This is a genomic window from Methylomonas sp. 2F7, from assembly GCF_057126975.1.
Map to the genome: position 1 here is coordinate 908,043 of NZ_CP195203.1, position 14,748 is coordinate 922,790.

Below are 14,748 nucleotides of genomic sequence, written 5' to 3' on the forward strand. Positions count from 1 at the left end.
CTATTGCCTGTCGTTTGGGTAACGCGGTGATGGGTTTTCAGGTAAGCGTCTGAGTAAAAAAGATTTTTTAATAAAACAACAACAATTTTATAGAGGAGGAAGGCCGTGGAACTCACCCATATGCTAGAACAAATTCTGTACATGATCTCGTCGTCGCTCTACCTGCCGGTATTGCTGATCGTCACTTTGCTGGCCGCTTATTCGGTCTATGTCTGCGGTCGTTTGGCGCAGGAATGGCTGGAACGACGCAAGGCCGGCTCGCGCACCGTGCGCTTGTTCAATCTCGATCTGGCCGTCGCGCTGGGGCGCCAGCAACGCGCCAATGCCGCGCCGCTGGACGTGGAATTGGAGTTGCTGCTGCAAACCCACGAACATCGGCAATTAATCAAGCTCGATCAAGTTCGCTTTGTTATTAAATTGGGGCCGGCGCTGGGCTTGATGGGCACTTTGATTCCGATGGGTATTTCCCTGGCCGCCTTGGCGCAAGGCAATATTCCCAGCATGGCCGGCAGCATGGTCACCGCGTTTACCGCCACCGTGACCGGTTTAGGTTGCGGCGTGATTACCTATCTGGTGGCATTGGTACGCGAACAATGGCTGCGTGCCGATTTTGCGGCGATGCGCCATCTGGCCGAACTGGCCGCCAGTCGGGTATTGGATGCGCAAGACTTGGCAATCGAGGAGGACGGCCATGCGCTATCTGAGACGCTCTAGTTTGCATCGCAATAGCGAACCGCTGGAAGACCCGATTGCCGGCGTCGCCAATCTGTTCGATGCCAGCGTGGTATTCATCGTCAGCATGATGGTTGCCTTGTTTATGGCCTACAACATGCTGGATCTCATGAACCCGGAATCGACCGTGACGATGACCAAGGAAAATGCCGATGGCACCATGGAAATCGTCAGCAAGAAAGGCTCGCAAATCAAAGTATCCAAAGTTACCGACCGTAAACTCAGCGGTTCCGGCGAACGCTTGGGTACCGCCTATCGCTTGAACGACGGTAAGGTGGTTTATGTACCGGAATAAAATGTGGGCCTATCTGTTGGCGCTTGGCTTAATGTTGCTGTCGGGGCGGGTGTTTGCCGAGTCGGCGACACTGAATTTGAGCCTGATTCTCGGCGATTTGGATTCACAAACTGCCGTCGAAGCGACCGCCAAACTCCAAAACGATCCGCTGTTAAAAGGCGTGTCGATCCGCGTCTATTCCAGCTCTAAACTCGCGCAAGCCGATAACGCTGAATTGCAAAAATCTAACTTAGTGTTGGCGCAAATCACCGGCCGCGGCATTCTGCGCGAAGGCGGCGACGTCTTTAAACAGATCGCCGCTAACGGTGGCAAGCTGTATGCGGTCGGTTTGAGTTACGACGCCGATTTCGCCGATTACGGGCTGCAACTGGACAAAGCCCTGCAAGCCTATATGTCGGCGGGCGGCGCCGACAATGCCGCCAACATGATCCGGCTGGCCTTGGCCAAATTCAAAAACGTCCAGGCCGACATCGCGCCGCCGCAAGCCCAGCCGGAAATCGGCGCCTTCGACGTGCGCAGCAAGCAATTGTTCGCCGATTTTGATAGCTACCAAAAAGCTTACGCGGGTTTCAAAGCAGGCCAACCGTGGATAGCCATTTTGTTCTATCGCTCCTCGGCTTTGTCCGGGCAAACCGATACGGTAAAAACTTTGGCCGAAAATCTGGAGGCCAAAGGCTACAACGTACTGCCGGTGTTCGGCTACCCCTACGACAAAACTCTGGAAAAAATGCTGATCAATGCCGACGGCAAATCCCGGGTCGAAGCCATCGCCGCGCTAGCCTTGAAGATCGGCGCCAGCCCGGACAAAACCGTACCGACGCTGACGCGTTTGGGGGTGCCGGTGTTAAACGGCATTGCCTTGAATAGCCAAAGCCAGACGCAATGGACCGAGTCCGTCACCGGTCTGGACGTGATGGAGCGGGCTTGGCAGGTGGCGCTACCGGAATTCGCCGGCGAAATCGCCCCGACCGTGGTCGCCAGCAAGGAAAGCGTGCACGACAAAACCACTGGTCAGGATTTCGTCCGCGAAACCCCAATCCCGGAACGCATCGCCCGCTACGCCGACCGCCTGGACAAGTGGGTGAAATTGCGCAGTACCGGCAACGCCGACAAAAAAGTCGCCTTGATGTACTACAACTACCCGCCGGGCAAGGAGAACATCGGCGCCTCCTATTTGAACGTGTTGCCGGAATCGTTGCTGCAAATCTTGGAGAGACTGCGTAAGGAAGGGTATCAATTGGGCAATGCGCCGCAAGATGGCGAAGCGTTGAAAGCCGCTGTCAAAAATCACGGCATCAACCTAGGCAACTGGGAGCCCGGCGCGATTGCCGAAGCCGCCGCCAGCGGCCGCGCGGTGTTGCTGCCGATCGAAGACTACCAAAAATGGTTCGACACCTTGCCGGAAACCTTCAAGGCGGCGATGCTGAAGTCGTGGGGCAAACCGGAAGACAGCAAGATCGGCGCCTGGACCGACGCCAAGGGCAAGCGCTTTTTGATCCTACCGGCGCTGCAATACGGCAATCTGCTGCTGGCTCCGCAACCGTCTCGCGGCTGGGAGCAGGACATCAAGAAACTCTACCACGACGTGACCATGCCGCCACACCACCAATACGTCGCGTTCTACTTATGGCTGCAAAAAGGCTTTGGCGCACACGCGATGATCCATTTGGGCACGCATGCCACGCACGAATGGCTGTCAGGTAAGGAAGTCGGCTTCACCGCCGCCGATCCAGGCGAGATTTTGATGGCCGACGTGCCGCAGATTTACCCCTACATCATGGACGACGTGGGTGAAGCCTTGCAGGCCAAGCGCCGAGCGATGGCGACGATTATTTCGCATATGACGCCGCCGTTGGACAAAGCCGATCTGAATCCGGAACTGGCTAAGCTGGCGGGTTTACTGGACGACTACAACGTCGCCGCGCAAAAAAGCGAACAGCTGGCAAAGATCAGGCTGGATGAGATCAACCAGATCGCCGGCAAGGCCGGGCTGCTGAAAGACCTGAAAATGCAACGCGCCGAAACCGGCGACCAGCTGGAAGAGCTGGAACATTATTTGAAGGAAATCCGCGAGAAAAAAGTGCCGATGGGCTTGCATACCTTTGGCAAGGCGCCGGACGAAGCAACCCGCTTGCGTTTTGCCGAAGCCATCGTCTCGCGCGACACCAAGCTGAAAGGTGAGGCCCGCAAGCAGAAAATCCAGGCCATGGCCAACATCATAGCCGACAGCGTCAACGCCGAAATGGACGCGCTGATGGATGCGCTGGCCGGCCGCTATATCGCAGCCGGCAGCGGCGGCGACCCGTTGCGTAACCCGGACGCGTTGCCGACCGGCAAGGATTTGTACGGTTTCGATCCGTCGCGGATTCCCAGCGAGTCGGTTTATAACGAAGGCGCACGACTGGCGGAGCAAGTGGTCGCCGATTTCAAAAAGCAGCACGGCCACTATCCGGAGCGGCTGGTATTCAATTTGTGGGGCGTGGAAAGCTCGCGCCACGAAGGCGTGATGGAAGCGCAAATCATGCATCTGTTGGGCGTGAAGCCGCATTGGGACGAACGGGGGCGTATTCAGGGTGTGGACATGATTGCTCGCGAGCAATTGGGGCGGCCGCGTGTCGATGTCACCATCATTCCGTCTGGTTTGTATCGGGATTTGTTCGCCTCAGTCATCAAGCTGTTGGATCAGGCCGAAACCAAGGCTCAAGAACAAGACGAGCCGGACAACCCGTTGCGCCGGCATATCCAGGAAACCCAGGCCGAATTGGTCAAGCGCGGAATGAAAGCTGAGGAAGCGTTGGACATGGCTTCGGCCCGCTTGTTTAGCGTGCCGTCCGGTGCCTACGGCACCAATTTGGATCGGGCGATTCCGCTGTCCAACACCTGGACCGACGAAAAGCAACTGGCCGACGTGTTCTTCAACCGCATGCATCATGTCTACGGCCGCGGCCATTGGGGGGAAGCAGCCAGCCAGGACGCGACGCTGGCGGTGGACTTATTCAAAATGTCGTTAAAGGATACCGACGCGGTGATTCACAGCCGCTCCAGCAACGTCTACGCCACGCTGGACGGTGACGACTTCTTCCAATATCTGGGCGGCACCGCAATGGCGGCAAGGCAGGTGAATGGAAAAACGCCAGAAGTGTTGGTCGCCGATTTGTCTGATCCCACTGCCGCTAAAACCGAAACCTTGGAGCGTTATCAAGGCCGGGAAATGCAAACCCGCTACCTGAACCCGAAATGGATTGAATCCATGTTGAAGGAAGGTTACTCCGGTGCGCGCTTCATCAATATGGTAGCCGAAAACCTGTGGGGCTGGCAGGTGACGGTGCCGGAAGCGGTCGGTGCCGAAAAATGGCAAGCGATGTACGAGACCTATGTCGAGGACAAATACCAGCTGGATATCCAGAAAAAGTTCGAACAGGCCGACAACCTGCTGGCCTACCAAGCGATGGTGGATCGGATGTTGGTAGCGATCAACAAAGGCTACTGGAAAGCCGATCCGGCGGTGAAAGCCAAGCTGGAACAAGTTAACAAGGAAGTCATTGCCAAAGCCGGCGTAGCTTGCAACAAGGACACTTGCAGCAGCCCGGAAATCACCAAACTGGCCGAACAGCAGGATGCAGCCAAAGCCACCAAGGCTGCCGCACCGGGCGCGCAAGCCCAGCCACCGGCAGCGGCTCAAACGCCACTGCAGCCCACTCAATCTCAACAGTCGCCACCTGCTCAGCAACCGCAGGCTCAAGCGCAAGCCGCGCCGGACGTCGCCAAGCCTTTGGAAGGCTATGAGATGGAAGAGAAAAAAGCCGCCAGCGACAGCGCCGAGCAACAGCAACCGTTGAGTTCGGCGCAAAGTTGGTGGTTGAGTTTCGCGATCTTGCTGTTATTTGTTGCCGGTTATCTGCGCGGCAGTTGGGAGCAACACAAGCAAAAAACCTAGAGGTCGACTAGAAAAACTTTGGTTTCGTCGTTCCAGCCAAGGCGGTAACCCAGGAAAGTCGGAAGTCTGGATCCCCGCTTTCGCGGGGATGACGGCTACAGGGGATTTAGGGGCCGACTTAGGCCCTATATGAATAACGGCGTGGCGCCTTGATAGACGAAATTCGAGGGCTGGTCCGCGCTTGATGTAAGAAAAATTAAAAATATATCCAACAAACCATAAGCAGCCATCTCGTTTGGCGGTTGATTACAGGAGGAGTACTTTGTCTCGTTTATCTTTAATAACGCTGTTGGCCTTGAGCAATTTGGCCTACAGCACTCAAATCCTGGCGGAAGAAAACGATCAAGCCGCGGCGGGGTCAGCCGAAACCGTGAAGACCGACAAATCGGCCGGCGACGATGACACGTTGGGTGCAACCGTGGTGACCGCTACCCGCTCGGAAATGAGCGCGGCGATGGCCCCGGCCAATGTCAGTATCATCACCACCGATAATACTGAAAACCGCCTGACCCAACGTATCGGCGATGCGTTGAAAGACGTGCCGGGGGTGTATTTGCGCGGGAGTGCTTACGGTACTAACTTTCCTGGATCCAGCGTGGCGTCTTCAAGTTTTCACGGTGTCAGCGGCACTAACCGCTCCTTGTATTTAATCGATGGTCTGCCGGTCAATACTGGCAGCAACGGCAACGTCGATTGGAATATCCTGAACATGGACGACGCCCAGCAAGTGGAGTACGTGCCGGGACCGTTCTCGGCTTTGTACGGCAGCGGGGCGATGGGCGGGGTATTGAATGTGATCTCCAAGGTGCCGACCAAACGCGAGGGCCGCTTGTCGTTTGGTGCTGGCGGCGCGGCGGTAGATCAATGGGGCATCAAGGGCCGTTATCGGGACCGCTTCGAAAACGGTTTAGGGATTTCATTAACCTTTAACCATATGGATAGCGACAATTGGGCGGTCTCGGATTATGTCACGGTCGCGCGCAGCACCACGGCCACCAACGGTGCGTCGGTGCCGGTGTTAGGCGCAACGCCGACCATCAACAACCAGGGCGCCCCGGTGTATCTGATCGGCGACAAGGGCAGGCGCCCCTGGGAGCAAAATAACGCGTCGCTGCATCTGTATTATGATCTGACGCCCAACACCCAAATCGACAGCGGCATGAGTTGGAGCCGCAGCGAAACTAGCGATACCGGTAGCTATAACAGTTATTTGACCCGTAGCAACGGCAGTCCACTGGCGATAGGTATCGGTAATGTCGGCAATCCCAGCAACAATATTAATATCGACGGTCGCCGTTACAACGTCTACGAACAATTATTCCTGCATTCCTTGCCGTCAATCGAAGACACGCGGCGTTATTTCACGCATCTGAAGCACGATTTTGGTCATGATGTGAAGTTGAATATCGACTTCCAATACATGCAACACGAGACTTACTCGCCGTTCGCCAACGTTACCTCGGATTCGCTAAGCGGCGGCACCGGTCAGTTGACGGTGACGCCCAGCAACCGGATTGACGGCAATGTGGCATTGCGTTTTCCTTTTCTTTGGGCGCAGCGCAATTTCCTGACCGTGGGCTTTGGCGCCACGCACGCCGAGCTGGAAGGCCAATCGCGCTATGCGCTAGGGAACTGGCGTAACTGGGACTCGATCACCAGTCGTACCGCTTTTGGTAGCGGTGAGTCCAGTATCTATTCGGCCTATTTGCAGGATGAACTGTGGATCATGAGCAATCTGATCGCGCATTTAGGGGTGCGTTATGACGATTGGTCGACCTCGGGTTTGAATCAAAGTACCAGTCCCGCAGTGAACCGCAGCTATCAGGAACGCTCGGTTGGACAGTTTAATCCCAAGTTTAGCCTGACTTGGTTGCCAGTCGACGGCTACAAGCTGTTTGCGTCCACTGGTTGGGCATTTCGTCCGCCCACCAATTTCGAGTTGTACGGCAACACGCAAACATCAACGGTACTGACCGAACCCAATCCGAACTTGGAACCGGAAACCATGCATTCCTGGGAAGTGGGCGGCGAGGCTAAGCCTATCGAGGGCACCACTATAGCAGCCAGCTATTTTCATCATTACATCAGCGATCTGATCTACGCCAAAAGCGGAATTCCGATCCCCGGATTGCTGCAAACCCTCACCGAAAGGCAGAACGCCGGCAAGGCCGAGGTGGAAGGCGTGGAAGTTAAGTTGCGGCAGAAACTGTATTGGGATTGGCTGCACTTCAACGGCACGTACACGCTGAACGATTCGATCATCACCGAAAACACCGCCAATCCGTTAATCGTCGGTAAGCAAATGGTGCAATTGCCGGAAACCATGTTTAGCGGCGCACTGGACGTTAAATATGACAAATGGAGCGGTGGCATCATTGGCCGCTATGTCAGTCAGCCGTACTTCAACGATCAGAACCTGGACCAATACACTAATGTGCCGGGTAGCTACGACCCGTATTTTCTGGTTGATACCCGCATCGCGTATCAGGCCACGAAGAATATCGACTTGTCGTTTTCGGTGAATAACTTGTTGGATAGGGAGTATTCGGCGTTTTACCAACAAGCCGGCCGCACGGTTTATGGGGAAATTTCTTACAGCTTTTAGCTTTATTGATTGTCAGTTTCCGGATATTCGCACGCTGCCGAGTATTCGGAAGCAAGGCTATTGGCGGCTCCAGCGCTCGCTTAGCGTGCACAGTTCACAAAAATTGGCGATGTCAGCGTTGGCTTTGCTGTCTTCATCTGTTCTTAATCTTTTCCTAATCAAGACTTAAACATTGCGCTCTAGAATCAACTCATAGATGAATTATTCTCGATAAAGGGGATTTATGTTTAGAGTGGCAAGTGTCGTTGTAATTAGTCTGTTGGTTTCGCCGTTAGCAATGGCTGATGGGCATGGACGAGGTCATCACAAACATCACCACCATGACCGGTACGTCGAGGTCGAGCGGGTGTATGTACCGGAGCGGGTTGTGCAATACGTCCCGGCACCGACGCCTGCACCGCGCTACAACAGTAACGACCAACGATCCACTCAGGGCTTGGTAGGCGGCGCGTTAGGTAGTGTAGCGGGTTACGAGATGAGTAAGGGCGATCCGTTGGGAGCCGGCATCGGTGCCGCCGCGGGCGCTTGGATCGGCAACAGTATGAGTCGTTAATCAGCTACCGCCAATTAATTAACCGGCTTTGAATTTTTGGATGCTCATGCGACAGGAGGACAAAATGAGAATAAAAAATGGTAAAAAATATCAACAAGAGCAATACAGTAGAGTGGAAAAGTTATTGAATGTATTGTTGTTTTTTGTCGTTGTCTATTACAGCTACTATGTGTTGTCTTTCTCCCAAATGGGCGCTTGAGATCACTGGCAGTAGCGGTTTATTGTCAGTTTGCGTTCCCGTTATACAGTCCGGATAACCAAACGCTAGATCGAATCAAAACCCTGCAAGTCGCAAGGCTTGCAGGGTTTTTTATTGCCCGTTGTTGGACAATATCGAGGATGCGTCTAAAAATTGCAGTTCCGGAAAAACTGCCCGTCTATCAGTTCTTGATAAGATTGGTGTTTCGGAGATTCAATCCCAGCCCTTGAATGTGCAGGCTATGCTTAGTTTATTGATAACCTGTTCAAGCCGTTGACAATGCTGGACCCAGCTGATAGCTTTGCTGTCTGGCACTCACCAATATCGAGTGCTAACGGAATTTGGGGGATGACGTGGCTGGCGGACAAGATTTAAACGAAAGATCGCTGTATTTATTGAAAACCTTGGTTGAGCGGTATATCCAGGACGGCCAGCCTGTTGGTTCGCGATTGTTGTCTAAAGATCCGCAGCTAAAGCTTAGTCCGGCCAGTATTCGCAATGTGATGGCGGATCTGGAAGAGATGGGCTTGATCCATTCCCCGCACACTTCCGCCGGCCGAGTACCGACCGTGAGCGGCTATCGTTTATTCGTCGACAGTTTGTTAACCGTCAAGCCTTTGGCATCCAGCGAATTGGATCAACTGCAACATGGCTTGAAAGGAGAGGCGGATAAGGCTAGCGACGTGTTGAGCAAGGCCTCTAAATTGCTGTCGGACGTGACGCGGATGGCCGGCGTGGTGACTTTGCCGCGCAGAGAAAGCGTCACCTTGCGGCACATCGAATTTCTACCGATGTCCAATACCCGGGTGTTGGTGATTTTCGTCACCGACGACCAGGAAGTGCACAACAAAATTATTCATACCCACAAGCAATTCAGTCCTGCGGAATTACAACAGGCTGCCAACTATTTGAATTCGGTTTATTCCGGCCGCAGCTTGGCGAAAATTCGCGATTTGATCGTGCGGGAGATGGAACACGATCAGCGGCAGGTCAATCAAGGCATGATGGACGCGGTGAACATGGCACAGCTTACCTTCAGCGAACAGCCCAACGACGATTATGTATTAAGCGGCGAAACCAATCTAATGGGTTTTTCCGAGTTGTCGGACATGGAGCGTCTTAAGCAGTTGTTCGAAGCTTTTAGCCAAAAGCGTGGCGTCATTCATTTATTGGATCAGTGTCTACAGGCCGAAGGTGTGCAGATATTTATTGGAGAAGAATCCGGCTATAGCGCATTCGATCATTGTAGCCTGGTGACGGCGCCTTATTCAGTGAATGACGAAGTGGTTGGGGTGTTGGGTGTGATCGGACCGACCCGCATGGCTTACGAAAAAGTGATTCCGTTCGTGGATGTGACGGCAAAATTATTGGGCGCGGCCTTGAATCCGAAATAAATGGCCCTATCGTTAGGCCAACAAAAAAATTTAGAACCATGGAGTAAGTAATGAGTCATCAGCAATCTAGCCACGAACCACAATCGGATAGCGATTTGATCGCCGAAGTCTTGGAACAAACCAAGCCAATCGACGCGGACGAACAGCCAACCGAAGCGTCTGGCGCCGGCGCCGCAGTCACTGTGGAAGCCTTGCAGGAACAACTGGAGCAAGCCCAGCAACAGGCTGCGGCCAATCTGGATAAAGCCATCCGCACCATGGCCGAGATGGAAAATTTAAAAAAACGCGTGCAAAAAGACTTGGACGACGAACGCAAATACGGTCTGGCGAAATTTGCGAAAGAATTGCTGAGTGTTTTGGATAGTCTGGAATTAGGCCTGCAAGCGGCGACCGGCGATAGCCCGGAAATAGTGAAATTGCGCGAAGGCAGCGAATTGACCATCAAACAATTCGAGTCGGTATTTGCCAAGTTTAATATCGAAACCGTCGACCCCATCGGTCAAGTGTTCAATCCGGAATTGCACCAGGCCATGGTGATGCAACCCAGCGCCACCGCCCAACCCAATACCGTGTTAAACGTCTTCCAAAAAGGTTATGTATTGAACGGCCGTTTATTGCGCCCTGCCATGGTGGTGGTGGCCAAAGCCGACGATAAACCAGCCGATAGCGCAAAAATCGATGAGCAGGCTTGAAATTAAGACGATCAACCGCATATCGCTAACAACTTTTTAATTTATTACCAAATCAAGTCTGGAGAATATCAATGGGCAAAATGATCGGCATCGATTTAGGAACCACTAACTCCTGCGTAGCAGTTCTGGAAAACGGCACCGCGCGGGTTATCGAAAACAGCGAAGGCGCGCGCACCACGCCTTCCATTATCGCTTTCACCGGCGACAACGAAGTATTGGTCGGTCAATCGGCTAAACGTCAGGCGGTGACCAACCCTGAGAATACTTTGTTCGCGATCAAACGCTTGATCGGCCGCCGTTTTAAAGAAGACGCGGTACAAAAAGACATCAAAATGGTGCCTTATAAAATTATGGAAGCCAACAACGGTGACGCTTGGGTGGAATGTCACGGTAAAAAAATGGCGCCGCCAGAAGTATCATCACGGGTGCTGATGAAGCTGAAAAAAGACGCGGAAGCGTTTTTGGGCGAAGAAGTGACCGAAGCGGTTATCACCGTGCCTGCGTACTTTAACGACTCTCAACGTCAAGCGACTAAAGACGCCGGACGGATTGCCGGTCTGGATGTGAAACGGATCATCAACGAGCCGACCGCTGCCGCGTTAGCGTTTGGTATGGACAAACCGAAAGGCGACACTACCATCGCGGTTTACGATTTGGGCGGTGGTACTTTCGATATTTCCATCATCGAAATTGCCGAAATCGAAGGCGAGCACCAATTCGAAGTATTGGCCACCAATGGCGATACTTTCCTGGGCGGTGAAGACTTTGACTTGCGGATCATCGATTTCCTGGCTGGCGAATTTAAACGCGACAGCGGCATCGATCTGCACAACGATCCATTGGCGCTGCAACGTCTGAAAGAAGCAGCGGAAAAAGCCAAAATCGAATTGTCATCAGCCGAACAAACCGACATCAATCTGCCTTACATCACCGCAGATGCCTCCGGTCCGAAACATTTGAATGTGAAACTGACCCGCGCCAAACTGGAATCGCTGGTGGACGAGCTGATCGAAAGAACCAAAGGCCCTTGCTTGCAAGCGATTAAAGATGCCGGTATTTCGACATCTAAAATCAACGACGTGATCTTGGTCGGCGGTCAAACCCGGATGCCGAAAGTGCAAGCCTTCGTTAAAGAGTTGTTTGGTAAAGAGCCACGCAAAGACGTTAACCCCGATGAAGCGGTAGCTCTGGGTGCGGCAATTCAAGCCGGCGTATTGGGCGGCGACGTCAAAGACGTATTGTTGCTGGACGTTACGCCACTGTCTTTGGGTATCGAAACCCTGGGCGGCGTGATGACCAAATTGATCGAGAAAAACACTACGATCCCGACCAATGCCTCGCAAACCTTCTCGACTGCGGACGACAACCAAACTGCGGTCACCGTGCACGTGTTGCAAGGTGAGCGGGAAGTTGCTGCGGGTAATAAATCTTTGGGTCGTTTTGACTTGCAGGACATTCCGCCAGCGCCGCGCGGCATCCCGCAAATCGAAGTGTCGTTCGACATCGACGCCAACGGTATCTTGAACGTATCGGCCAAAGACAAAGCCACCGGCAAGAAACAGTCCATCGTGATTAAAGCCTCCAGTGGTTTGTCGGATGAAGAAGTCGAACGCATGGTGAGAGATGCCGAATTACATGCCGACGAAGACCGGAAACTGAAAGAATTAGTTTCGGCGCGTAACTCGGCGGAAGGCATGATCCACGCCACCGAAAAATCCCTGAAGGAATTGGGCGACCAAGTCGGCGGCGACGAAAAATCGGCTATCGAATCGGCGATCAAAGATCTGCAGGCGGTGATTAAGTCTGACGATAAAGATGCGATTGAAGCGAAAACCCATGCCTTGACCGAACTGTCCGGCAAATTAGCCGAGCGCGTTTATGCCCAGAAAGGCGCGGAAGGCGGTGCTGAGGCCGGACATGCCGCAGGCGCTGCGGAAGCTGCCGCGGAGCATGATCACAATGTGGTCGATGCGGAATTTGAAGAAGTTAAGGACGATAAGAAGTAACAGATGTAAATACAAGGCGGATGGCGAAAGCTGTCCGCCATTTACAAGTTTATAGATGGCGTATTTAAGTAAAATGTTTCTGAAGCCATAGCGGTTTGCACCTTACAGGCTTGGGTAAGATTGATTTACCTATTCTACTTGCTTAGCATCCTCATGGTTAGAATATTATGAAAAGAGATTGGGAAATAATCAGAAACATTTTACTTAAAACCGAGGGATTAGTAGCCGGCAAGACGTTGCGTGCATCAGATTTTGATGGAACTGAATCTGAAATAATTGCCTATCACGTACAGCTTTTAAAGGAAGCCGAGTTAATTGATGCTGAAATACTTCCGTATTTAGGCTCTTCGCATTGTCACTTTGATATACACCGACTTACATGGACTGGTCACGATTTTCTTGATTCGATAAGAAATAATAATATTTGGGAAAAAACTAAGTCAACAATATTGAATAAGTCTAGCTCGATGACTTTTGATGTGATTAAGTCGGTTGCAATTAAAATAGCTATGGAACTAATTTCTTCTTAAGTCAGGTAGGGTGCACATCGCATACCTTTCTGATAATGTGGGTCGCGAACGATGGGTTTTATGACGTTGGTCCATACTGATTTCTTGAATTTAAACGGTGGCATTTATGGATACCTCGACAATCGAAAGCGAAGCGCTTCATCTTCCTGCGGCGGAACGCGCCAAACTGGCTCATAATTTATTGTTAAGCTTAGAAAACCTCTCAGATGCTGAATTGCGTGAAGCTTGGCTGGATGAAGCTCAACGACGCGCCGATGAAATAGATCAAGGTTTGGTCGAATTAATTTCTGCGGAGGAAGTCAGCGCTAAAGCGCGGTTATTGTTGAAATGAATTATCGATTTCACCCCGGCGCTCAGCATGAACATTTAGAAATTATCGCATTTTACGAATCAAGGCAGCCGGGTTTAGGTGCTGCTTATTTGGCGGAGTTTGAGAGTTTTATGATTAGCCTTGCCAATATGCCGGGACGTTGTCGAGTTGAGCAAAAACCTAACATCCGGGCGGTTTCCCTGCTTAAGTTTCCTTATCGAATTATCTTTAGGGATGATCACGCCGGCGTACAAGTTTTGGCGGTTTCACATAAAAAAAGAAGGCCCGATTATTGGTTGGGCCGGTTATAACTGAATATATCCACACTGAATAATAATACCTAAGACATTTAAATGGCCGCAAAAGAAGATTTTTACAAACTGCTGGAACTGGATCGCAACGCGAGCGAAGCCGAGATCAAGAAGAGCTATCGCAAGATGGCGATGAAATTTCATCCCGACAGAAATAAGGACAATCCGGAAGAGGCGGAGAAGAAATTCAAGCTGGTTAAGGAAGCATACGAGATTTTGTCCGACCCCAAAAAGCGTGCGGCTTACGATCAATTTGGGCATGCCGGTGTCGATTCGTCGATGGGCGGCGGTCGAGGTGGATTTAGCGGGGCGGAGAATTTTAGCGATATCTTCGGCGACGTGTTTGGGGATATTTTCGGTGGCGGTCGGCAGCAGCGCAGCAGCGTGCAACGCGGTGCCGATTTGCGCTACAACCTTGAACTGACCCTGGAAGAAGCGGTGGGCGGTACTGAAGCGACCGTCAAAGTGCCGGTATTGGTGGCTTGCGTTGAGTGTAACGGCAGCGGCGCTAAAAAAGGCAGCAGCCCGGTCACCTGTAATACCTGTCATGGTCACGGCCAAGTCAGGATGCAACAGGGCTTTTTTTCGGTGCAACAAACCTGTCCGACTTGTCGGGGTACCGGCAAGCAAATCAAGGATCCTTGCCCGAAATGTTACGGCCAAGGCCGCGTGCAGGAAACCAAGACTTTAAACGTCAAAGTCCCGGCCGGTGTCGATACCGGTGACCGGATTCGTTTGGCTGGAGAGGGCGAAGCCGGTGCGAACGGCGGGCCAGCGGGGGACTTGTATGTACAGGTGCAGGTCAAGGATCATCCGATCTTCACCCGCGATGGTGCGAATCTTTACTGCGAAGTGCCAATCAGTTTCCCGATGGCCTGTTTGGGTGGCGAGTTGGAAGTACCTACGCTCGACGGCAAGGTGATGTTGAAAATTCCGCCGGAAACCCAAACCGGACGCATGTTCCGTTTGCGCGGTAAAGGCGTGAAACCGGTCAGGGGCGGCGCGGTCGGCGACCTGTTGTGCAAGGTGCAACTGGAAACACCGGTGCATCTGACCAAAGATCAAAAGGCCATGATCGAGAAGTTGGGCGAATCATTATCCGGCGGCGGCAAACACCACAGTCCGCAAGAGCATGGCTGGATGGATGGTGTGAAAAACTTCTTCGACAAGTTGACGGGATAAAC

General features: G+C 52.6%; 12 protein-coding genes. All 12 read left to right on the forward strand.

Annotation, left to right across the window (positions count from 1 at the left end; translation table 11 throughout):
• Positions 1 to 105 precede the first annotated feature (105 nt).
• The 12 genes from ACR64Q_RS04280 (at position 106) to dnaJ (ending at position 14,746) form a co-directional block, all read left to right on the forward strand.
• Positions 106 to 714, forward strand: coding sequence for a MotA/TolQ/ExbB proton channel family protein (locus tag ACR64Q_RS04280; protein ID WP_313733694.1), 609 nt, complete (start codon positions 106 to 108; stop codon positions 712 to 714).
• The gene (locus ACR64Q_RS04285) at positions 692 to 1,027 is read left to right on the forward strand and encodes a DUF2149 domain-containing protein (protein WP_026147208.1); all 336 of its coding nucleotides are present in this window, start codon (positions 692 to 694) and stop codon (positions 1,025 to 1,027) included. Before ACR64Q_RS04280 ends, ACR64Q_RS04285 begins: the two co-directional genes overlap by 23 nt.
• Entirely contained in the window at positions 1,014 to 4,964 is a 3,951-nt protein-coding gene (locus tag ACR64Q_RS04290) for a cobaltochelatase subunit CobN (protein WP_313733695.1), read from the forward strand. The genes ACR64Q_RS04285 and ACR64Q_RS04290 overlap by 14 nt, the downstream gene beginning before the upstream one ends.
• A gap of 262 nt (positions 4,965 to 5,226) precedes the next feature.
• Complete coding sequence (locus ACR64Q_RS04295) at positions 5,227 to 7,569, forward strand: TonB-dependent receptor (RefSeq protein WP_313733696.1); 2,343 nt, start codon at positions 5,227 to 5,229, stop codon at positions 7,567 to 7,569.
• A 223-nt stretch (positions 7,570 to 7,792) separates the two neighbouring features.
• Positions 7,793 to 8,122, forward strand: a complete 330-nt coding sequence (locus ACR64Q_RS04300) for a glycine zipper 2TM domain-containing protein (protein ID WP_036276311.1) — start codon at positions 7,793 to 7,795, stop codon at positions 8,120 to 8,122.
• A gap of 552 nt (positions 8,123 to 8,674) precedes the next feature.
• Positions 8,675 to 9,715 carry a heat-inducible transcriptional repressor HrcA gene (hrcA, locus tag ACR64Q_RS04305; protein WP_020485238.1) on the forward strand — a complete coding sequence of 347 codons (1,041 nt, stop codon included), beginning with the start codon at positions 8,675 to 8,677 and terminating at the stop codon, positions 9,713 to 9,715.
• A gap of 50 nt (positions 9,716 to 9,765) precedes the next feature.
• Complete coding sequence (grpE, locus tag ACR64Q_RS04310) at positions 9,766 to 10,407, forward strand: nucleotide exchange factor GrpE (protein ID WP_313733697.1); 642 nt, start codon at positions 9,766 to 9,768, stop codon at positions 10,405 to 10,407.
• A gap of 71 nt (positions 10,408 to 10,478) precedes the next feature.
• Positions 10,479 to 12,413, forward strand: coding sequence for a molecular chaperone DnaK (dnaK, locus tag ACR64Q_RS04315; RefSeq protein ID WP_313733698.1), 1,935 nt, complete (start codon positions 10,479 to 10,481; stop codon positions 12,411 to 12,413).
• Between the two features lie 167 nt (positions 12,414 to 12,580).
• Positions 12,581 to 12,943, forward strand: a complete 363-nt coding sequence (locus tag ACR64Q_RS04320) for a DUF2513 domain-containing protein (RefSeq protein WP_313733699.1) — start codon at positions 12,581 to 12,583, stop codon at positions 12,941 to 12,943.
• A gap of 106 nt (positions 12,944 to 13,049) precedes the next feature.
• Positions 13,050 to 13,274: an addiction module protein gene (locus tag ACR64Q_RS04325; RefSeq protein ID WP_313733700.1), complete on the forward strand. Its 225-nt coding sequence runs from the start codon at positions 13,050 to 13,052 to the stop codon at positions 13,272 to 13,274.
• Positions 13,271 to 13,564 (forward strand): type II toxin-antitoxin system RelE/ParE family toxin, encoded by a 294-nt coding sequence (locus ACR64Q_RS04330; protein WP_313733701.1) that lies wholly within the window; start codon positions 13,271 to 13,273, stop codon positions 13,562 to 13,564. Before ACR64Q_RS04325 ends, ACR64Q_RS04330 begins: the two co-directional genes overlap by 4 nt.
• A 42-nt stretch (positions 13,565 to 13,606) precedes the next feature.
• On the forward strand, positions 13,607 to 14,746 hold the full coding sequence (gene dnaJ, locus ACR64Q_RS04335; protein WP_033155573.1) for a molecular chaperone DnaJ: 1,140 nt from the start codon (positions 13,607 to 13,609) through the stop codon (positions 14,744 to 14,746).
• Positions 14,747 to 14,748: the final 2 nt, after the last annotated feature.